The sequence below is a fragment of the Paenibacillus rigui genome (genome assembly GCF_002234615.1).
In the GTDB taxonomy this organism is placed as follows: Bacteria; Bacillota; Bacilli; order Paenibacillales; family NBRC-103111; genus Paenibacillus_S; species Paenibacillus_S rigui.
The window spans coordinates 117,728-138,270 of sequence record NZ_NMQW01000012.1; the positions used below are offsets into that span (position 1 = coordinate 117,728).

The window sequence follows — 20,543 nt, forward strand, 5'->3', positions numbered from 1 at the left end:
AGACGGCATGTGTGTTTGTTAAGATAAAAAAAATCGCACCTGCCCTTCCGCTCCCGTGCGGTTAGTGGCGATGCGATATAGATTGTATCTATGTGAAATAGGATGCATTAATTGGCATGGACTTGAGGAACTTCCTCTTCAAAAAACAAATCATCCAGCGAACTAAGCGTACCGTCTTCTTCTACTTGATAAACGGACATTTTTTCCCCGTTCACGGTCAATTCGATAAAGCAGCCCCAGCAATAAAATTGATGGGAGCCTATTTTCCCAATGTCTTTGGAGTTGCAGTTTGGACAACGTAACATAATTGATCACCCTATTCTTCTTTTGGTATGAAGCTATCCTCCAATGCATCCTGACAATGCATAGGTACAATGATCGCATCTTCACCCACTGTCACCGATTCTGGCAAGGGCAGCCATTTGCGCCCTTCTCTTAAATCCGAAATAAACCCTTCGGTTAATTCATATCCTATTACCTTTTTACCCAAATTTGGATCCAAATAAACGTCATCTACTATGCCCAATTGTTGACCGTTTGCTGTCACCACAGGCAGCCCTTTGAGCTTCCGATCCCCATTGATCAACGAAGTATGGCCTGCTCCCTCTTCCCTTTGGGTCACAGCGTCTTCATCATGGACCGTAATAGCATCCTCGCCAAGAGCAATGATGTCCTTCCACAATATACACCCGGGTGTAGAGAACCAATGCTTCGTCTCAAGCAGCACCGCTTCAATGCTCCAATCTTCACCGAGTTCCATATCTTTGGCCGTGCCTATCTGTTTGCCGGTCTTCACGCTTATAATCGGCAAACCAATGACATCCCTTGCTCTCTTCAATCGTGGTGCCTCCCAAAGCAGCTAACAAAGGATAAGCCGCTTCTTATTTATTACGAATACGTTGAACAATGGTTGCAATTTTGTGGGCAGCGATTTCGATTTGCTCCGGCGTATTGTCAGAACCGAAGCTGAAGCGTACGGCAGAGGTTAAAACCTCTTCCGGAAGATTCATTGCCTTCAATACATGCGACACTTCCAAAGAGCCGGACGTACATGCTGAGCCGCTTGCTGCAGCAATCCCTTCAAGGTCCAGGTTCATCAGCATTGTCTCGGTGGCAACCCCCGGAAAGCTCACATTCAAAATATGAGGAAGCCGTTCAGTAGGGTGGCCGTTGATGACAACTTGATCCGTTCCCAATAGCTCCGTGAGCTTTGTTACCATATCTAGACGTAGTTTTTCCAACTTTTGTTGCGTTTCATACATATCGCCTGCCAATAATTGAAGAGCTTTGCCAAAACCGACGATAGCGGCATTATTCTCGGTACCTGCCCGACGTTTACGTTCTTGATTGCCTCCGAACAGCATGGGCGGAATCTGTGTTTGTTTGGCGATATAAAGTGCGCCAATCCCTTTGGGGCCTTGAACCTTATGGGCGGAAAAGCTCATCATATCTACCGGCAGCAGGTTCAAATCAATCGGTATATGTCCAAGCGCCTGTACAGCATCCACATGAAACGGAATGCCCTTCGCACGCGCGATCGTTCCAATTTGTTGAATGGGTTGAATCGTCCCTACTTCATTGTTGGCGTACATGATACTGATACATATCGTGTCGGGACGTACGGATTGCTCCAATTGCTCGATGCTGATGGTTCCGGTATGATCCACCGGCAAATACGTTACTTCATAGCCTTGCTTCTCCAAATGCTCGCAAGCATGCAGTACTGCATGATGCTCAATTTGGGAGGTAATGATATGACGGCCTACGGACTTGCCCGCTTGAGCAGCACCGAAGATGGCCATATTGTCGCTCTCCGTTCCGCCGCTTGTGAACAGCAGCTGGGAAGGCGCGCAGCTGATAAAGGAAGCTATGCTCTCTCTTGCTTGATGGATGGCGGCACGTGCTTCTCTTCCTGCGCTATGAGTACTGGAGGCGTTCCCGAATACTTGAGTGAAATAAGGAAGCATGGCTTGGACAACCTCCGGGTGAACCGGAGTTGTCGCGGCGTGATCAAAATAAATGTGTGTCATATCAAAACTCCAGTGAACTAAATATAAAACATGTAATTGTCTGTCAGCCCTTCACCCTTGAAGGTAATCAAATCGTGCAAAGTCGTCGAATCCAATACGTCGGCAATGCTATCGCGGATTCGCACCCACAAGTCTCGTTTGGCCGGGTCATCTTCTTCCGTAAAATCAACCGGGGAAATCGGGCCTTCCAATACGCGGATGACATCTCCTGCGGAAATATCCTCTGGATTTTTGGATAAAATATATCCTCCATAAGCGCCCCGTATACTTTTCACCATACCGGCATTCCGTAAAGGAGCAACCAACTGCTCCAAGTAATGCTCGGAAAGCTGATGCTTTTCCGCGATACTTTTCAAAGAGGTGGGGCCTTCTCCGTATCTAGTTGCCAGTTCCATCATGATGGTTAAACCGTATCGGCCTTTAGTAGATATCTTCAAATAGAGCACCTCGTTCACATTTCATACATTTTTGTATCATTTATATCCTATCATAAAACCCTGTATTATGGGAGTAAAACCGTGACATATTGATGAAATATTTTATTATTAAGCTAAAGCGATGTATAATACAAGCTATGAGCTTGTCCAGCATGCTGCTTCAACGTCCATCAATGCTGAACACCCGCATGAGATTATGCAGTAAAAGTGAGGGTTGAAGATGAATAATAACAAAACACGCGTTGTACTCGGAATGTCCGGCGGAGTCGACTCTTCCGTGTCCGCGCTTTTATTAAAGGAACAAGGCTACGAGGTCATCGGCGTCTTCATGAAAAACTGGGACGACACGGATGAGTTCGGCCATTGTACCGCAGAGGACGATGCCGAAGACGTTCGCCGCGTTTGCGAGCAGATCGGTATTCCCTATTATACGGTAAATTTTGAAAAACAATACATGGATAAGGTGTTCCAGTACTTCCTTGATGAATACCGCAAAGGAAGAACACCGAATCCGGACGTCATGTGCAACAGGGAAATCAAGTTCGGCGAATTTCTGCAAAAGGCGCTCGACCTTGGTGCGGATTACATCGCCACAGGCCATTATGCGCAAGTCAAGCAAGGAGAAGACGGGAAATTCCAGCTGCTGCGGGGTGTCGATAACAACAAGGATCAAACCTACTTCCTGAATGCACTCAACCAGTACCAGCTGTCCAAAGCGATGTTCCCGATCGGGCATCTGCCGAAGCCGGAGGTTCGGGCCATTGCCGAGAAGGCCGGCCTCGCAACGGCCAAGAAGAAAGACAGCACCGGAGTATGCTTCATCGGCGAGCGCAATTTCAAGGAATTCCTCAGCGGCTACCTGCCCGCCAAATCCGGGGAAATGCGCACCCTCGAAGGGGAAGTGAAGGGATATCACGACGGCCTGATGTACTACACCCTAGGCCAGCGTCAAGGACTAGGCATCGGCGGCTCCGGCAGCGGCGAGCCCTGGTTCGTGGCAGGAAAGGATTTGGAGAAGAACATCCTGTACGTAGTACAAGGTGAGAAGCACCCGAGCCTGTATACGACAGGACTGCGTGCGACCGACGTGAACTGGATCAGCGGTGAAGCGCCGAAGGAGCCGGTGAAGTGTACGGCTAAATTCCGTTACCGTCAACCGGATCAAGGCGTTACGGTCGTGTTCGGCGAAGACGGGACTACCTGTGAGATCACCTTTGATCAACCGCAAAAGGCGATCACGCCCGGTCAGGCCGTTGTTTTCTACGATGGAGCGGTTTGTTTGGGCGGAGCCACAATCGATACTGTGATCCAATAATACGGGAAGTAAAAAGCGGGTTTCTCCGATGCGATTAATTAGCGCACCGGGAGAAACCCGCTTCTTTTTTATACACAATGATGTACTCATACTACAGACTGACGCTTGCAGAAGCCGGAGGCTGCTGCTCTTCTGAACGCTTGCGCACCAGAATACGCGAGATCCGCAAGTGCTCCGTCTCATCAATAATAAATTCGTAGGTCTCATCATAATGAATACGCTGGTGCCGCTTCGGCGGCATTTCGACCTGGGAATAGATCCATCCGCCGATCGTATCGTAATCATCCGACTCGATCTCCAGACCGAAGTAGCTGTTTACTTCTTCAATCAGCATCCTGCCGTCGATGGAATGCGTCAATTCATCCTTCTTCTCGATCTGAGGGCGCTCTTCATCGAACTCATCCTGCACTTCTCCGACGATCTCTTCAATAATATCCTCGAATGTTACCAGGCCGGAGGTCCCTCCGTATTCGTCGATCAGCAAAGCCATCTGCGTCTTTTTCTTCTGCATCAGCTTCAGCAGCGCACTGATCTGCATCGATTCCGGCACTTTGGTGATAGGTCTCATGATGCTCTTGATCGTTTCAAGCCCACGATCGGATTTAAGCAAATCCTTGATGTGAACAAAGCCGATAATGTTATCTTTATCCGGATCGCACACAGGATAGCGCGTATGCATTTGGGTAACGGCGATTTGCCGGTTCTCTTCATAAGTTAAATTAGCATAAAGACATTCCATTTCGGTTCTTGGAATCATAATTTCTCTTGCATTCGTTTCGGTAAATTCAAAAATGTTATCAACCAATGCCATCTCGGTATTATCGATCAGTCCGCTTTTGTTGCTTTCCTTCATAAATACACGAATTTCTTCCTCGGTATGAGCCGTATCATGCTCGGCAGTTGGTTCAATACCGACTTTACGGAGCATCCAATTGGAGGTTCCGTTCAGAAACCAGATAAATGGATACATCATTTTGTAAAATAAAATCATAGGACCGGCCGAAAGCATGGCCACTTGCTCAGACATCCGAATAGCGTACGTTTTGGGAAACTGCTCGCCGAGCGTGATGTGAAAAGACGTAATCAAGGTGAATGCGATAACGAATGAGATCGTATGTTCAACCGAATTAGGGATTTGTAGCGGCTCAAGCACCGGCTGAAGCAGCTTAGCAATTGCGGGTTCACCAATCCAGCCCAACGCTAGCGAAGCTAACGTAATGCCCAGCTGGCAGGCTGATAAGTAGCCGTTGAGGTTACCCATCATAATTTTGGCAAATTTGGCATTCCGGTTTCCTTCCTGCGCCAGCACCTCGATCCGGCTGTTGCGGACTTTGACCATGGCGAACTCGACCGCCACGAAGAAACCGTTTAAAAATACCAAGAGCAATACTAAACCAAGATTCAACAGCATCGGTAACGGGTCACTATCCAATACATTTCCTATTCCCCTCGTTTGAGGTGAATAGGTACACCTCCCTTAGGTTTCGATTTGTGTACAATAAAATGCCAGTAACACTTCATTAAATAAATTATATATTAATAAGCTATACAGTCAAAGCTCGTGCTATGCTCAAAATTACGGAATATTCCCTCAAAAAGCTTGAACTATTTAACAAAACCATACGGAAACGCCCTTATCATGCCGATACTTGGTCCTAGCACGGTCTTACGGTTGTTTTGGGACTGTATTTTTCCTTCTTCTCTCTTGATTTTGTCGGATCTTGTCCTCCATCCCCTGTTCTGTCGCCACATAAAAATGGGTCCCTGACAGCTTCGACGGGAGATATTCCTGATCGACATAATGCCCCGGATAAAGATGCGGGTACTTGTAGCCTACATGACCGAGCTTCTCCGCCCCCTTGTAGTGGGCGTCTCGCAGATGATGCGGCACCGAGGCTTCCCCTATGGCGTCAAACGCTCCCATCACCTGGGCAATTGCCGATGGAATGGCATTGGATTTGGGGCTCTCCGCCGCAAACAATATCGCCTGGGCGATCACATACTTGGACTCCGGCCAGCCGATCTTGTGATAGGCGTCCATTGCCGTCACGGCCTGTACCATCGCCTGCGGGTTGGCCAGGCCGATATCCTCGCTGCAGGCGACGATCAGCCGCCGCAGGAAGGTCATCGGGTCCATGCCGAGCCTCTCGACGGCATACAGGAACCAGAACAGCGCGGCGTCGCTCGAGCCGCGGATGCTTTTGTGGAAGGCCGACAAGACGTCGTACTGCGTCGACTCGTCGGCCTTCACGGTCGGTCGCCGAATCGATTCTTCGGCGACCTCGAGCGTTACGCGCACCACCCCGTCCACATCCGGCGGGGTGGTTAGCGCGGCCAGCTCGAGCGCATTGAGCGCGCGGCGGATGTCTCCGCCGGCCATGCGCGCAATGTGCTCAAGCGCTTCGTCCGCGGCCTCGAGCGGCATGAAGCCGAGGCCGCGGTCGCGGTCGGTGAGCGCGCGGCGCAGCGCCGCAAGCGAATGCTCGTGCGTCAGCGCGTGCAGCTCGAAGAGCGTTGAGCGCGACAGCAGGGCCCCGTTCACATGGTGGAACGGGTTCTCCGTCGTCGCGCCGATGAAGACGATAATACCCTGCTCGACTGCAGGCAGCAGCGCATCCTGGCGCGATGTATTGAAGCGGTGCACTTCATCGAGAAACAGTATGGTCTTGCGTCCATACAGCTCTTTATTGTTCTTGGCCTGTTCGATAACGTCACGAACGTCCTTGACCGTAGCGTCTACGGCGTTCAGCTTGACGAATTCCCCCTGCGTCGCGCGGGAAATAATGTGCGCCAGCGTCGTTTTGCCTGTTCCCGGCGGGCCGTACAATAGAATCGAGGATACCTGATCCGCTTCAATCGCACGCCGGAGCAGCTTACCGGGTCCTACAATATGTTCTTGTCCGATATATTCTTGAAGTGTCACCGGTCGCATCCGGTCCGCCAGCAGCTTTCCTTGTGAATGCTCTTCCGCTGCCAATGAAAATAAATCCAACGTGATCCCAACCTTTACCCAGCTAATGGTTCATACATATGAGAAAACCTCTATTCCATCTTCCATTCATTATAAAGCCAGCCTGCCAGAAACACCAATCACCAAGGGTAAACGTATCGCATTTTCTTCTTCCGTACGCATCATACAGGCAAGAATTATCCGCTTCATCGTCCTTCCAGAAGGCATGCGCTTGTCAAGGCAGAAGAGGTATGAGAAGCTTCTACGCTTATCTGCCAAAAAAAGCACCGCCCTCCGCGCAATGTGCAGCTTCGGGCCATGCTTTCTTTTCTTGGGTCTATTAAACTGACAGCATAACATCATTTGTCTCAGGATTGCTGCGTATTTGCCTTCTCGGCTTTCGCTGCCTTGTCCAGCAGGTCTTTAACCACTACACTCACGGCGATCAATCCAGCCACCGGCGGAACAAAAGCATTACTCGCAGGCGGCTGCTGCGCTTTGCGAATATCCGGCGCATTCTCCGGTACAATCTTCTGCGTTACGTCTGCCCGCGGCTTTATCGGCTCCTCTGTGGAGAACACGACTTTGACACCTTTCTTGATGCCTTCCTTCCGCAGCTTATGCCGGATCACACGAGCCAGCGGATCCACGGTCGTCTTGGAAATGTCGCCTACCTGGAACTTGGAAGGATCCATTTTATTGGCCGCTCCCATACTGGAAATGATAGGGATTTTTCGCTGTAGGCACTGCTTAATTACATGAATCTTGTAGCTGACCGTATCCGACGCATCGATGACATAATCAAGCGGATATTCGAATAGCTTCTCGTACGTTTCTTCCGTGTAGAACATACGCAGCGAGACCGCATCACACTCGGGATTGATCTCTTTGATCCGATCCCGCATCAGGTCCGATTTCGGCTGACCCACGGTCGATAAAAGAGCATGGACCTGCCGGTTAATATTGGTGATGTCGACGACGTCTTTATCAATCAGGATGATTCTACCTACCCCTGTGCGAGCCAAGGCTTCTGCAGCAATGGAACCGACTCCCCCGACACCAAGTACGGCTACACAGCTGTTGCGCATTACGTTCAGACCTTCCGGCCCGATGGCAAGCTCCGTTCGTGAGAACTGATGCAGCATTCCGCTGACCTCCTTATTATTTATTGTGATCGTTTATGTATTACAGTCAGGCATATAGGGGATGGGTGTTGGAAGAGCGGATCAAGCTGCCCCTATTCCATCATAGTGACCGCTCAACCCGCTCCTCTGCTTACCCCAACCTCTGACTTACTTCGAAGCCGGCTGCTTCAATGCCAAACGAATGGACAATTGGTCTAACTGCTTGTTGTCCACTTCACTCGGTGCATCCATCAGCAAGTCCGTAGCGCTCGCTGTTTTCGGGAATGCAATCGTTTCACGAAGGTTCGTACGTCCTGTGATCAGCATCACCAGACGGTCGAAGCCGAATGCAATACCGCCATGCGGAGGCGTACCGTACTCGAACGCTTCAAGCAGGAAGCCGAATTGCTCTTGTGCTTCTTCCTGGGAGAAGCCAAGCGCTTTAAACATTTTCTCCTGCACATCACGCTTGTAAATCCGCATCGAACCGCCACCGACTTCATAGCCGTTCAAGACAAGGTCATACGCTTGAGCGCGAATTTGTCCCGGATCGGTATCGAAGAAGTGCAGATCCTCTTCCTTCGGACGCGTGAACGGATGATGCTCGGCGACATAGCGTTTTGCTTCTTCGTCATAGCCAAGCAGCGGGAAGTCCACGACCCATGCAAACTTGAATTCCTTCTCGTTGATCAGACCCAGATCACGTCCGATTTTCAATCGAAGGTTACCGAGTACATCGGCAACAACCTTTTTCGTGTCAGCCGAGAACAACAGCAGGTCGCCTTCTTCAGCGCCCAAACGCTCTTTCAACGCTTCGAGCTCCTGCTCGGTGAAGAACTTCACGATCGGCCCCTTCATTTCGCCGTCCTTCAATACAACCCATGCCAAGCCTTTGGCACCGTAACGGGACGCGTAGGTACCCAGATCATCGATTTCCTTCCGGCTCCAGCTGCCGCAGCCTTTGGCATTCAGCGCCTTCACCTGGCCGCCTTTTTCCACTACGGTCGCAAATACTTTCACGCCGGAATTCGACACGATGTCGGAAACATCCTGCAGCTCCAGGCCGAAACGAAGATCCGGTTTATCGGAGCCGTATTTCCCCATAGCATCGGCATAGCTAATGCGTTGGAATGGACGGGCGATCTCATTGCCTGTTGTTTGCTTGATCAGCTTCACAACGAGCTCCTCCATCAATTCCAGCAGTTGATCTTGAGACAAGAACGAGGTCTCGATGTCGACCTGCGTAAACTCAGGCTGACGGTCCGCACGAAGATCCTCGTCACGGAAGCAGCGGGCGATTTGATAATAACGCTCCACGCCGCCTACCATTAACAGCTGCTTGAAAATTTGAGGGGATTGCGGCAGTGCAAAAAATTCTCCCGGATGCACACGGCTTGGCACTAAGTAGTCGCGGGCGCCTTCCGGTGTACTTTTCGTCAAAATCGGCGTTTCCACTTCCAGGAAGCCGTTCTCGTCCAGGAAATCGCGGAAAATTTTGGCCGCTTTGGAGCGGAGGAACAAGGTGCGCTGCATTTCCGGACGGCGCAGGTCCAAGTAACGGTATTTTAAACGCAAGGACTCATCGATTTCGATGCCGTCTTCAATAAAGAAAGGCGGATTCTTTGCCGCATTCATGATTTCAATTTCGGTTACTTGAATTTCGATTTCGCCTGTAGCCAGGTTCGCATTCACTGTGGCTGCGTCACGCTCGACGACCTTCCCTTTGACAGCAAGCACATATTCGTTACGTGCACGATCTGCCGTACCCAACGCTTCACCCGAGAAGTCCGGATTGAATACGATTTGAACCAGTCCGCTGCGGTCGCGCAGATCGATAAACAATACTCCGCCCAAGTCACGGCGACGTTGTACCCAACCGTTCAAAATAACGGTTTCTCCTACATTTGCCTTCGTTAAGGTTCCACATTGATGCGTCTTCAATAACATGATTTTCATCTACCTCCTAGGATTAATAAAACAAAATTAAAGAGCTTTTTGCTTCTGCATCGCTGCAACAAACTGCTCCAGGGATAAAGTCTGCTGTTCGCCGGTAGCCATCGTTTTCACGGTAATTTCCCCGCGCGCCAGCTCGTCGTCACCCAGAATGGCTACAAAGCTCGCGTGATAACGGTCCGCCGATTTCATCTGGGCTTTCATTTTACGGCCCAAGTAGTCTTTCTCCGCTTTCAGCCCGGCTACCCTCAGCTGTTGAAGCAGCTTCGTTACTTCCCTCTCGGCTGTTTCGCCCAGTCCGATCAAATACACATCCAATGGCGGTGCAGTAGGAATATCCACGCCCTGCGCTTGCAGAACGAGAAGAATACGCTCCATGCCAAGCCCAAGTCCTACTCCAGGCTGATCGTTGCCTCCGATTTGGCCTACCAGCCCGTTATAGCGGCCGCCACCGCCAATCGTATCAATTGCACCGATCCCTGCGGCTTTATATTCGAACGCGGTGTGCGTATAGTAGTCCAGACCACGTACCAACCGGGGATTGATTCGGATCGGAATTTCCATGGCATTCAGGTGATCCTGCACCGCCTGGAAGTGCACCGTACATTCCTCGTCCAGGTACTCCAGAATGGTTGGGGCCCCTTCTCCGTATTTCTGGTCGATCTTGCAATCGAGAATCCGCATTGGATTCCGGTCGTAACGGGATTGGCAGTCCTTGCAGAGCTTATCCTTCACCGGAGCGAAAAACTGCTGAATTTTCTCCCGGTACACGGCACGGCAGGCTGGATTCCCGACGGAATTGATCTCTACGGTTACATCCTTCAGCCCCAGCTCCTTATAGAATGTGTAGCCTAATGCAATAACCTCGGCATCGATGCTTGGATCAACAGCGCCGAAGGCTTCGATCCCGAATTGGTGGAACTGACGGTAGCGTCCCGCTTGCGGCTGCTCGTATCGGAACATTGGTCCGATATAGTAAAGCTTGCTGACGTCCGGCTCCCCGTACAGCTTGTTTTCCACATAAGCCCGAACGACCCCAGCCGTTCCTTCCGGCCGAAGCGACATGCTGCGGTCTCCTTTATCGATGAAGGTGTACATCTCCTTCTCGACGATATCCGTCGTCTCCCCGACACCGCGCTGGAACAGCTCGGTATTCTCAAAGATCGGCGTCCGAATTTCACGGTAATTGAAACGCGAGCACAGCTCTCTCGCTTTGTTCTCGATATACTGCCATTTCTCAATTTCTCCAGGAAGCAAATCCTGCGTTCCTTTTGGTTTCTGTATGCTCATCTATCGCTACTCCTTTCTGAATCAGACCGCTTCGCCCGTTAGTTAGTGCATCGCCTTGAAATAAAAAAACTCCCGCCCCTGACACAATGTCAGGGACGAGAGATTCGTTAACGTACATTCTCCCGCGGTACCACCCACGATTCGAATCAAGCCGGCTTCGCTGCTCAATTCACACTCTTAAGCGGTTAACGCCCGCGTGACGCATTACAGCTACTTCACAAACCCGAAGGCTTGCGGTTCCCTGTATGTCCTCGGGGAGGTCTGTTCGTTCGGATCTCACAAGGAAGCTTGCAGCCTCTGGCTTCCCTCTCTGGATATGGATGGGTCGAACTACTTTGTCCCTTCAATGGATCAATTATTACTGCTAAACTTGCTTGCAATGTAAGTATTGTAATATCGAAAACTGGCAAAGTCAAGCAATTTGCGAGGAAATCCGCCATGAACGGAGTCTTATCCTTATTTTACCGCTATCACTTGATTATATACATCGCGGATGATCATGTACGTATCCCCGTTGGTAAGCTCCTGCTTATTGGCAATGCCATCGACCGTTGTTTGGCTCAAAATCCCTTTGGATTGCAGTACGCTGAGTGCCGTTCCCTGCGATGCCTCCACCTTCAGAAGCCCCGCTGCCAGTTGGGCGGCCTGGTCCAAAGAGACCGGCTGCTTCGCCGCATCCTTCACATTTGCAATCACGGCTGCGGCACTTCCCTGCATCGAGGCAGGCTTGAACTTCCGCATCCCCTCCAGCAAATTGACCATCCGCTGCAGATTGGACGTTTTGTCCAGGTCAAACTCATTCTTGTATCCGCCTGTAGCTAATCCTAAGCTGACTGCGGTTTTCAAGCCTTCATACGATTTGTTCTCCATGAACGGAGCCGGTTTCATTGTATATGGCTTCAAGTCCATCCCCTGCTTATTCAGCTGATCCTGCAGCTTGGCGATCGTTTCCTTGGAGGCTGACATTTGACGGAAGCTCATATTCAGCTCACCCGCCAGCTTCGCAGCCGCACCGGCCGCTTCTCCCTCTGCCATACCCACAGGGATGACACGCGCACTCCCGTGCGGAAGCGTGTCATAGCTTGCCGCACGACCGACTACCAACAGGCCGTCGACTTTGAGAGGCACGATGCTGCGGAAAGGTACTGCATATTTATCCGGGTCCATCACAACGGCACCGTTATCCTTCGGGCTTGTCCGTTGGATATCCACCGGATAGCCGCCGAAAGCAATGCGGTCCCATTGATCGCGGTTTTCCAGCAAATCTATAATGGACAGCCTGTATTCCCCTTGAATATGACGGGATTCGCGAACGTACAACTCCGGTGCGATTCCATCCAGCTCGACACCCTGGAAGTCCGGATACTTTTCTTTCAAATAAGCAAGCACATGCGGAAGCTCATCCTTTGCAATTTGGAAAGCTTCCTGCTTTGATTTCGGATCAAACGGATCGACGCCGAAAATTTGCAGTGCGTTGACCAGCATGGTGCCGTCCTTCTGGCGTCCGCCGTTCAAACCGCGCATGCGTACCTTTTCTTTATTGACTGCAGGATATTCCTGCATTTTATCAAAGCCCCACAGGCTCATTTCATTAATGCCGTACTTCCCTTGCCCCTTGTCTTCCGCTGCGATGGTCTTGCCGAACTGCTTCCACCGCTCCGGCGTAATGTTGCTCAACCGGAACACCGCGGTCACCGCCATGCGGCTCTTGGGATCCGCCAGATCCTCCCGGCCGACGGTGAACGGCACGCCGGCCGCTGCAGCAATATCTCCATCCTGCGTCGCATCAATGACTGCCTTGGCTTGAACCGTCTGCTTGGTGCCGTCAGCCTTGGTGATGATCATTCCGGTCACCTTGGAAGTGCCCCCCGACGAAGCTACCTGCGGCTCCATAGCCTTGGCTTTCATCAGTACGTCGATATTTTTTTCCTTAGCCACCATTTGGTTAAAGGCATTGGCAGCCGTCGTCACGTCGAAGGAATCCCCTTCGATTTTACTGTACCACTCGCTGAAAATCCCTTTGTTCATAATGTCATGCTTGCTGAGCACATTTTTGGTAGGCTCATAATTCATATCAATGCTGTTCAGCCAGCCCTCGGTCATCAGACCGCCCAATACATCCCGGTCATGCCCGTCAACAAGTAACGTGGATTGTCCGTTCCGTGCCGCCGATATGGCTGCCGCAACGCCCTCCGGGTCCGTCCCGACCACAATAACATCGTAGCTTGCCTTCATGTTTTTGACGGATTTAACCTCCATCAATGCCTGCGGCTTGGCAGTCCCTGATCCTTTTTTCACAAGCGTATAGACTCCCGCGCCCATGACAGCCACTAACAAGCAAGCCGTGATGGCCAGCAGCCACCCTTTCTTATTACCGGTTGAATACCCCGTTCTTCCCATCGTGCACCCCATATTTCTTCATAGTAGTTTGAATGATTCTCTCAGGAAACCATATCCAACTATATAGACGAAGTTTCGATACCGTTGGTTTCACTCTTCTCCTGAAAGATGACGAAATTTGTGATAAATGCAAACCTATCAACACAAAACTAGACTTAGTTTACCACATGTCGACAGATGAATAAAATCTTGGGACGTTAGGAATACAACACAAAAGGCCCCTGGTAACCAGGAAGCCTTTCCGAAATGCTATGAGTTTGCCAGTGTCCATCCGTTCATCCATGCCCAGCCATTTAGCGAAACGTTTTTCGCGGCTGACGCTTCATTTGTTCACTGATGGAAGAAAAATCGGCGCACACCTCGTCTACGCTCCACACGGCTGCGGCCATCGCTACCGCTTCTTCCGCGCTGCAGCAAAGAATTTGCTGCTCCGTTTGAACTATGATTTTTTCCTTACCCGATTGATGCATCCGTATAAGCTCCTTGTTGGAAGTGTATACGTGTATTTTGCCCAATTGACAACAAACCTAACCTTTCCTTCCAGCACGCAGCTTCCTCCCTTTCATGAGAAAAGGTCTGCCCCTCCAGTCAGGTTGACTGAGAAACAGACCTTTATGCTTTCGACAAGCAGCATGAGCTTTAACGGCTCTCCACGATCAGTGTTACCGGGCCGTCATTAACCAAAGCTACGTCCATCATCGCCCCGAACACACCTGTTTCCACCTTAAGCTCTTGCTCCCGCAGCAGCTCGTTGAAACGGTCATACAGAGGCTGTGCCTGCTCAGGACGAGCCGCTGCCATGAAATTGGGGCGTCTGCCCTTGCGGCAATCGCCATATAAGGTAAATTGGGATACGGACAATATTTGTCCGCCGGTTTCCACTACGGAAAGATTCATTTTCCCCGTCTCGTCTTCAAAAATACGCAGGCCGGCTATTTTCTCCGCCATGTATCGCGCATCCTGTTCCGTATCGTCATGGGTCACTCCGACCAAAAGCACGAGCCCGTGTTCAATTGCTCCGACCGACTTGCCTTCTACCGTAACCTGAGCTTGCTTGCTTCGCTGCACTACCACCCGCATTTGTTGTCCGCCCTCAATTCTTAAGCTCTATAGACTTGCTTGGCCCGATTAAGATTGCATAATCCGCTGCACGGAATATACATCTCTGACCCGTTTGATTTTTTCGACGACCGAATGCAAATGCTCTACATTGCGGATCAAAATCGTCATATGAATGATCGCCATTTTGTTTTTATCCGAACGGCCGGTTACAGCCGAAATTAACGTTTTACTTTCAGAAACGACGTGAAGCACATCATTCAGCATATCCGGCCGGTTATGTCCGGTAATCTCTATCTCAACGCTGTAATTCGCCTCCACCGAGTCCGCCCAATCCACCTCGATGACACGGTTGCCTTCTTCACCGCAATCCGCGGCAGGAATATTGGTGCAATCCGCACGGTGTACCGACACGCCTCTGCCGCGCGTAATGTAGCCTACAATCTGATCGCCGGGAACCGGGTTGCAGCAGCGGGCGAAACGAACAAGCAGGTTGTCCACTCCTTTGACCCGAATGCCATGGGTCGGACGGCTTTTGCGCTCCGCAGGTGCTTTGACAACCTCCTTGATTTCATTCGTCAATTGAAGCGCCTGCGCCTGGGCTTCCTCCGCTTCTTTGCGCATTCTCTCCGTCAGGCGGGTAACGATTTGGGCCGCTGTAATGCCCCCAAAGCCAACAGCCGAGAACATGTCCTCGACTTCGTTAAAGTTAAACTTCCTGGCTGCCTCCAGCAGCTCGTCGTCCTTCATTAGCGTCGGAGGATCGATGCCAAGCCGCTTCAGCTCACGCTCGATAGCATCCTTGCCCTTCTCCACATTCTCCTCGCGCTTTTCTTTCTTGAACCATTGACGAATCTTGCTGCGCGCGTGAGAGGATTGGGCTAATTTAATCCAGTCCTGACTCGGTCCGTACGAGTGCTTGGAAGTTAATATTTCTATAATATCGCCGGTCTTGAGCCGGTGATCCAACGGGACGATCCGCCCGTTCACCTTGGCGCCAATCGTCCGATTGCCGACCTCCGTATGAATCCGATAGGCAAAATCAAGCGGAACCGAACCGGCAGGCAGCTCAATAACTTCCCCCTTCGGCGTAAATACGAATACCAGATCGGAGAAGAAATCCATCTTGAGGGACTCCACGAACTCCGACGCATCCTCCGCATCCTGCTGCAGCTCCAGGATCTCACGGAACCAGCCCACTTTATCCTCAAAGCTGCCGGAAGGAACCATACTGCCTTCCTTATAAGCCCAGTGTGCGGCGATCCCGTATTCGGACGTTTTGTGCATTTCAAAGGTACGGATTTGTACCTCAAGCGGCTCGCCCTTAGGCCCAATGACCGTCGTATGCAGCGATTGATACATGTTCGGCTTCGGCATGGCAATGTAGTCCTTGAACCGTCCCGGCATCGGCTTCCACAGCGTATGAATGATCCCCAAGGTTGCATAGCAGTCTTTGATATTGTCAACGATGATCCGAAGGGCCAGCAGGTCATAAATTTCATTGAACTGCTTATTGCGCGCCGTCATCTTTTTATAAATGCTGTAAATGTGCTTCGGCCGGCCGGAAATGTCGCTCTCAATGCCCATTTCGGACAATTTTTCATTCACGGTGGAGATAACATCCTCAATGTACTTCTCCCGCTCCGCCCGCTTCTTCTGCATCAAATTCACAATCCGGTAGTACTGCTGCGGATTCAAATAGCGGAGAGCCGTATCTTCCATTTCCCACTTTATAGTAGAAATACCAAGCCTGTGCGCAATCGGACAAAAGATCTCCAATGTTTCGTCGGCTATTCGCCGCTGCGCTTCCTCGGATTGGTGCTTCAATGTACGCATATTATGTAGGCGATCGGCCAGTTTGATCAGAATTACCCGGATATCCTGGGCCATCGCTACAAACATTTTGCGGTAATTTTCGTTTTGATGCTCTTCCTTGCTTTTGAACTTGATTTTTTCCAGTTTTGTTAAGCCGTCCACAAGCATAGCGCAGGTTTTGCCGAATTTCTCCTCAACCGTCTCCAAAGAAACCGTCGTGTCCTCTACTACATCGTGGAGCAGCGCGGCGATAATCGATGTCGTGTCCATTTGCATGTTGACCAATATTTCGGCAACCGCAAGCGGATGCAAGATATAAGGCTCCCCTGATTTGCGAACTTGGCCCGAATGAGCCTGTTCAGCGAACTCGTAGGCTTCCCTAATCCGCTTCAGATCATTTTCTTTTACATAGCCGGCCGCCTTCTCAAGAAGCTGCTCTATCCCCATTCGTTTATCCATTCCCTTAAATCGATTTTAATTCATTATGCCTTCCCGACAGGCACTACGTCAACTTATTTGCGATATTTCGACATATTTTGCCGCCTCTTCGACGAATTGGTGAGTACACCGAATTATTCCATCGGTTTACAGCTTCCTGAGGGCTTCCTTAATCAGCTCACGACGCTCCTGAATGTAGCTGCGGATCAATTGACGTTCCCCGTCAAATACGGAGAGTGACCACTTTCGTCCCGAATCCTTATATATTTGTGGGGCAATGCTTTGCGTCATTTTCAAGACAACCGGGTCGATTTTTTTTACGGTAAAATGGGTTTTCAAAATGCTCCGCAGCAGGCTTTTATAACGAAGCCTTATCTTTTTATTGGAAAGCAGCTTCTTGGTCAGCTCATTGTAGCCTGTTACGCGAACCAGGTCGCTCCCGCACTTCTTGCCGTAGCAGTTACGCCCCCAGGTACCTTCATAATCCCAGGGAATCATCCGATACTTTTTCCTCGTTTTGTGACGGTAAATCGCATAGTTCTGATCAAACCCGTCGTAATTGCCCGTAAAAACGGCGCCCGCCAGCCATTTCAAATAATTGTCGATATCCAGCTCTTGCATCAAGTATCGGCTTAATTGGGGTTCTTTAAGCGTATTCAGCCGTAAAATAAACGCCTTCCACTCGTTACGGTCTGCCTGCCGCCCCATCATCTGCTCGTATCCCTTGAACAAGGAGGATTTCTTGCGCTGCGATTCCGGCCCAAGCAAACTGAAGTTGGCATAATCATTGACCGCATAGAACAGCGATTGAACAGCAATCCCTCTGCGCCTGAAAAAATACCGGTCTACTCCCTCTATTTCCAGGTAGACGCCGAGGCTTTGATCGTTAAGCTTCAGTACACAATGCCTCGTTTTGGGGCTCGGAACACCGATCCATCCGAAGAATTGAAACGACAACGCATTCCTTATCATGGAAGGATCATCGTATTCTGCATTATAATGATACGTTTTTCCGTTCCTTACGATTTCATAGGAGCGTTTGGGATAGTTTCGCGTATGGCCTCCACGGTACCTCAGTTGAATGGGCTCTCTTTTTCCTCCACTTATCATATAAGCTTTGACAAAAGTATCACTCCACACGTCTTTTTCCAGCGCTGTCTGTTCATGCTCGCCAATCACAATATTTCGAGTGGGAAGCTCCATTGGCTCAACCGCCTTTCTAGGACAAAGATAGACCGCTTCGCCGTCCTGCAGGATTGACGCTGGCCAACCAGCCTCAGGACGGGCGCGTTTGTCTTGGTTGATGCGAGGCGGCAATAACCGGAACCCTCTTATGAACCAAGAAAAAAGCCTATCAAATGGATTGATAGACTTTTTATAGGTAATTCACTGTATGCGGTTATCTACATGAGGGCCACGGCATCTGTTCCCATGCCTGAAATTAGCACTCCTGGCCTGCACCGGGACTGCTTTGATTGCCTCTTGTGCTGTTGTTACCACGAGTGCTGTGGTTGCCACGTGTACTGTGGTTGCCACGTGTACTGTGGTTGCCTCTTGTACTGTGGTTGCCACGAGTACTATGGTTGCCTCTTGTACTGTGGTTGCCGCGAGTACGGTTGCTTTTATGGCCACTGCGATTGCCCGGGCTTACTCCGATCGGACTTACTGCTCCAGGTCCCATTCTTCCGGGACTTACTTGACTACGATTGCCTCTGCTTCCACCGCTGCGGTTGCCTCTGCTTCCGCCACTGCGCTTACCTCTGCTTCCCCCGCTGCGATTTCCACTTCTATTACCTTTGCTTTTTCCCATCGCCATTCAAACTACCTCCTATATTTGAGATAGTTCAGTCTATGAAGAGAGAAAAAGAGATGTGCTAGACCATGGTTCATAGATTCGGAAATATATTAATATCCCTATGATTACAACTCTATAACCCTCTTATAGATAGATGTGGAATTTATGGAGTATGGATGCTAGACCAGTACCAATCCTTACCGGATACATATATATAAATTATGAATTCCCTATCATGACAAACGGAAGGAGGTTGCTGCCAATGAAATAGACAACTAGATGGGCAGCAATGCAAGTAGAAGCAGTGACAAGCAGGCAACCAAAAAATTTATAGAATCCGAGAGGGGAATGTTCTATGTATTACTATCATCATTACCAACCACAAACTCAAACAACGAACACTCAAAATAGCAATCAAAGCCCGTTGACTAGCTTGGTAGGAACTGAAGTTAAAATTAACCGCGGCGGTCCTGAATCCGTGACTGGAGTTTTACTCTCTGTGCAATCCGACTTCATTGTAGTTAAAACAAAAGATTCCATTGTTTACATCAGCACTTCCCATATTAAAAGCATCAGCGAGATCGATTCCAACAAAAGCAACCGTTCCGGAATGTCTGTAAAATTCATCACGGCAAACAGCTTCACTGCACTGTTTCAAAAGCTTAACCACCATTTCGTACAAATTAACCGCGGCGGCCCTGAGAAAATCGAAGGCTTCGTAGCCGACAGCACGCAAGACTATTTACTGCTCTTGGTTAACAAGGAATTGGTGCGCGTTCCGATTTCCCACATTAAAACCGTCAATGTGATCGGGAAAACCTCCAACAACAAAAATAACAATAAAAGCAGCTCCTCCGGAAACAAAAGCAAGTCCAATGGCAACAAATCGGGAAATAAATCCGGTAACAAGTCTGGTAACAAATCAGGCAATAAATCAGGCAGTAAATCGGGCAACAAGTCGAGACGCTAAACGGCACATCTTCTTCTACCTATGTGCTCGAAGCAAATGGACATGCACCTAGAAGTCGTCTGGGCCTTATCGTTCTCCCCAATGAGACTGAGGCGATTCTCCAGTCCCTTTCGAGATCATAGCAATTCTCAACCGTCTGATCTTATGACGGTTGTTTTTCTAATCGGGCAAGCCTGCTATATTCCTTCTTCATTCCCGGGCAAGGGGGGTTAGTTCAACCAACCGCTCCCTTGTCCGGAACACTGGATATGTCTTTCAAGATTGGAGGTGCTCTAATGTTAGCAATGAAGGCATTAATCGGGAAACAGGTTGAACTAACCATCTCCGGCATCAAAACCAAGATTCAGGGTAAGCTCATTGACCTTGGAAGTGATATTATTGTTTTGCATAACGGCAAAAAGTTTCTTTACATTCCTTTGCTGCATCTCCAGCAGTTAGCTCTCGCAGAAGAAACTGCATTGGATTATGACAACTCCATCATCCATCCGGAGCCTCCGTTTGAGAACCAAACCGACATCTCCTACCGGAAAATACTCATGAATGCAAAAGGTGTTTTTAGTGAAATTTACACAAGCGGCAATCAATCGATCCATGGGTATGTCACAAGCATTATGAATGATTTTTTTGTCTTCTATTCTCCTGTTTTCCATGCGGTGTATATTCCTATGCAGCATTTAAAATACATGATTCCTTATGATTCCAATGTAACTCCCTACTCCTTGACGCAGGAGCGTTTTCCTCTGAGCCCCACCACTGTCACGCTGGCCCGAACTTTCGATCAGCAGCTAAAAAAGCTGGAGGGCCAATTCGTTATTCTTGATTTGGGAGAGCACCCAAACAAAATTGGGCAGCTGAAATCCATACAAAACAGTTTAATTGAGCTGATTGCAGCCGACGGGGAAACGGTTTTCCTTCATCTGGACCATATTAAAACCGTTCACCTGCCTTAAGCATCATTCAACGGGTC

At 49.8% G+C, this 20,543-nt stretch carries 18 protein-coding genes; 3 read left to right on the forward strand and 15 right to left on the reverse strand.

Annotation, left to right across the window (positions count from 1 at the left end):
• Window positions 1–107 precede the first annotated feature (107 nt).
• The 4 genes from CF651_RS08100 to cymR are packed head-to-tail and all read right to left on the reverse strand — an operon-like array spanning window position 108 to window position 2,467.
• Window positions 108–305, reverse strand: a complete 198-nt coding sequence (locus CF651_RS08100; RefSeq protein ID WP_094014349.1) for a hypothetical protein — start codon at window positions 303–305, stop codon at window positions 108–110.
• An 11-nt stretch (window positions 306–316) separates the two neighbouring features.
• Complete coding sequence (locus CF651_RS08105; RefSeq protein WP_094014350.1) at window positions 317–838, reverse strand: PRC-barrel domain-containing protein; 522 nt, start codon at window positions 836–838, stop codon at window positions 317–319.
• A gap of 43 nt (window positions 839–881) precedes the next feature.
• Complete coding sequence (locus tag CF651_RS08110; protein WP_094014351.1) at window positions 882–2,030, reverse strand: cysteine desulfurase family protein; 1,149 nt, start codon at window positions 2,028–2,030, stop codon at window positions 882–884.
• Window positions 2,031–2,047: 17 nt separating this feature from the next.
• A complete protein-coding gene (gene cymR / locus CF651_RS08115) occupies window positions 2,048–2,467 on the reverse strand; it encodes a cysteine metabolism transcriptional regulator CymR (protein ID WP_094014352.1) in 420 nt (139 codons plus the stop codon).
• Between the two features lie 220 nt (window positions 2,468–2,687).
• On the opposite strand from cymR, the gene mnmA reads away from it, so the two are divergent.
• A complete protein-coding gene (gene mnmA, locus CF651_RS08120; RefSeq protein ID WP_094014353.1) occupies window positions 2,688–3,782 on the forward strand; it encodes a tRNA 2-thiouridine(34) synthase MnmA in 1,095 nt (364 codons plus the stop codon).
• Between the two features lie 91 nt (window positions 3,783–3,873).
• Here the strand turns inward: mnmA and CF651_RS08125 are convergent, their stop codons facing one another.
• From CF651_RS08125 to CF651_RS32215, 11 genes are all read right to left on the reverse strand, one after another.
• On the reverse strand, window positions 3,874–5,193 hold the full coding sequence (locus tag CF651_RS08125) for a hemolysin family protein (RefSeq protein WP_094014354.1): 1,320 nt from the start codon (window positions 5,191–5,193) through the stop codon (window positions 3,874–3,876).
• Between the two features lie 255 nt (window positions 5,194–5,448).
• Entirely contained in the window at window positions 5,449–6,774 is a 1,326-nt protein-coding gene (locus CF651_RS08130; RefSeq protein WP_094014355.1) for a replication-associated recombination protein A, read from the reverse strand.
• 326 nt (window positions 6,775–7,100) lie between these two features.
• Window positions 7,101–7,877 carry a tRNA threonylcarbamoyladenosine dehydratase gene (locus tag CF651_RS08135; protein ID WP_094014356.1) on the reverse strand — a complete coding sequence of 259 codons (777 nt, stop codon included), beginning with the start codon at window positions 7,875–7,877 and terminating at the stop codon, window positions 7,101–7,103.
• A gap of 147 nt (window positions 7,878–8,024) precedes the next feature.
• The gene (gene aspS / locus CF651_RS08140) at window positions 8,025–9,803 is read right to left on the reverse strand and encodes an aspartate--tRNA ligase (RefSeq protein ID WP_094014357.1); all 1,779 of its coding nucleotides are present in this window, start codon (window positions 9,801–9,803) and stop codon (window positions 8,025–8,027) included.
• 36 nt (window positions 9,804–9,839) lie between these two features.
• On the reverse strand, window positions 9,840–11,099 hold the full coding sequence (hisS, locus tag CF651_RS08145; protein WP_094014358.1) for a histidine--tRNA ligase: 1,260 nt from the start codon (window positions 11,097–11,099) through the stop codon (window positions 9,840–9,842).
• Window positions 11,100–11,555: 456 nt separating this feature from the next.
• Complete coding sequence (locus tag CF651_RS08150) at window positions 11,556–13,499, reverse strand: FAD-dependent oxidoreductase (protein WP_094014359.1); 1,944 nt, start codon at window positions 13,497–13,499, stop codon at window positions 11,556–11,558.
• Window positions 13,500–13,792: 293 nt separating this feature from the next.
• Entirely contained in the window at window positions 13,793–13,969 is a 177-nt protein-coding gene (locus CF651_RS32210; RefSeq protein ID WP_179232733.1) for a hypothetical protein, read from the reverse strand.
• A 169-nt stretch (window positions 13,970–14,138) separates the two neighbouring features.
• Entirely contained in the window at window positions 14,139–14,579 is a 441-nt protein-coding gene (dtd, locus tag CF651_RS08155) for a D-aminoacyl-tRNA deacylase (RefSeq protein WP_094014360.1), read from the reverse strand.
• Between the two features lie 48 nt (window positions 14,580–14,627).
• Window positions 14,628–16,820, reverse strand: coding sequence for a RelA/SpoT family protein (locus CF651_RS08160; RefSeq protein WP_094014361.1), 2,193 nt, complete (start codon window positions 16,818–16,820; stop codon window positions 14,628–14,630).
• Window positions 16,821–16,958: 138 nt separating this feature from the next.
• Window positions 16,959–18,014, reverse strand: coding sequence for a CotH kinase family protein (locus CF651_RS08165; protein WP_094014362.1), 1,056 nt, complete (start codon window positions 18,012–18,014; stop codon window positions 16,959–16,961).
• Window positions 18,015–18,252: 238 nt separating this feature from the next.
• Window positions 18,253–18,627 carry a hypothetical protein gene (locus CF651_RS32215; RefSeq protein ID WP_179232734.1) on the reverse strand — a complete coding sequence of 125 codons (375 nt, stop codon included), beginning with the start codon at window positions 18,625–18,627 and terminating at the stop codon, window positions 18,253–18,255.
• A gap of 334 nt (window positions 18,628–18,961) precedes the next feature.
• On the opposite strand from CF651_RS32215, the gene CF651_RS08170 reads away from it, so the two are divergent.
• Both CF651_RS08170 and CF651_RS08175 read left to right on the forward strand, forming a co-directional pair.
• Window positions 18,962–19,576, forward strand: a complete 615-nt coding sequence (locus CF651_RS08170; protein WP_094014363.1) for a DUF2642 domain-containing protein — start codon at window positions 18,962–18,964, stop codon at window positions 19,574–19,576.
• Window positions 19,577–19,851: 275 nt separating this feature from the next.
• Entirely contained in the window at window positions 19,852–20,526 is a 675-nt protein-coding gene (locus tag CF651_RS08175) for a DUF2642 domain-containing protein (protein ID WP_094014364.1), read from the forward strand.
• Window positions 20,527–20,543 lie beyond the last annotated feature (17 nt).

Excerpts from the sequence above, each read along its gene's own strand:
- CF651_RS08135 (WP_094014356.1), bottom strand. The coding sequence starts at position 7,877 with ATGCTGCATCAGTTCTCACGAACGGAGCTTGCCATCGGGCCGGAAGGT.
- hisS (WP_094014358.1), bottom strand. The coding sequence starts at position 11,099 with ATGAGCATACAGAAACCAAAAGGAACGCAGGATTTGCTTCCTGGAGAA.
- CF651_RS08160 (WP_094014361.1), bottom strand. The coding sequence starts at position 16,820 with ATGGGGATAGAGCAGCTTCTTGAGAAGGCGGCCGGCTATGTAAAAGAA.
- mnmA (WP_094014353.1), top strand. The coding sequence starts at position 2,688 with ATGAATAATAACAAAACACGCGTTGTACTCGGAATGTCCGGCGGAGTC.
- CF651_RS32210 (WP_179232733.1), bottom strand. The coding sequence starts at position 13,969 with ATGCATCAATCGGGTAAGGAAAAAATCATAGTTCAAACGGAGCAGCAA.
- CF651_RS08125 (WP_094014354.1), bottom strand. The coding sequence starts at position 5,193 with ATGCTGTTGAATCTTGGTTTAGTATTGCTCTTGGTATTTTTAAACGGT.
- CF651_RS08170 (WP_094014363.1), top strand. The coding sequence starts at position 18,962 with ATGTATTACTATCATCATTACCAACCACAAACTCAAACAACGAACACT.
- CF651_RS08110 (WP_094014351.1), bottom strand. The coding sequence starts at position 2,030 with ATGACACACATTTATTTTGATCACGCCGCGACAACTCCGGTTCACCCG.
- dtd (WP_094014360.1), bottom strand. The coding sequence starts at position 14,579 with ATGCGGGTGGTAGTGCAGCGAAGCAAGCAAGCTCAGGTTACGGTAGAA.
- CF651_RS08150 (WP_094014359.1), bottom strand. The coding sequence starts at position 13,499 with ATGGGAAGAACGGGGTATTCAACCGGTAATAAGAAAGGGTGGCTGCTG.
- CF651_RS08165 (WP_094014362.1), bottom strand. The coding sequence starts at position 18,014 with ATGGAGCTTCCCACTCGAAATATTGTGATTGGCGAGCATGAACAGACA.
- CF651_RS08100 (WP_094014349.1), bottom strand. The coding sequence starts at position 305 with ATGTTACGTTGTCCAAACTGCAACTCCAAAGACATTGGGAAAATAGGC.
- CF651_RS32215 (WP_179232734.1), bottom strand. The coding sequence starts at position 18,627 with ATGGCGATGGGAAAAAGCAAAGGTAATAGAAGTGGAAATCGCAGCGGG.
- aspS (WP_094014357.1), bottom strand. The coding sequence starts at position 9,803 with ATGTTATTGAAGACGCATCAATGTGGAACCTTAACGAAGGCAAATGTA.
- CF651_RS08175 (WP_094014364.1), top strand. The coding sequence starts at position 19,852 with ATGTTAGCAATGAAGGCATTAATCGGGAAACAGGTTGAACTAACCATC.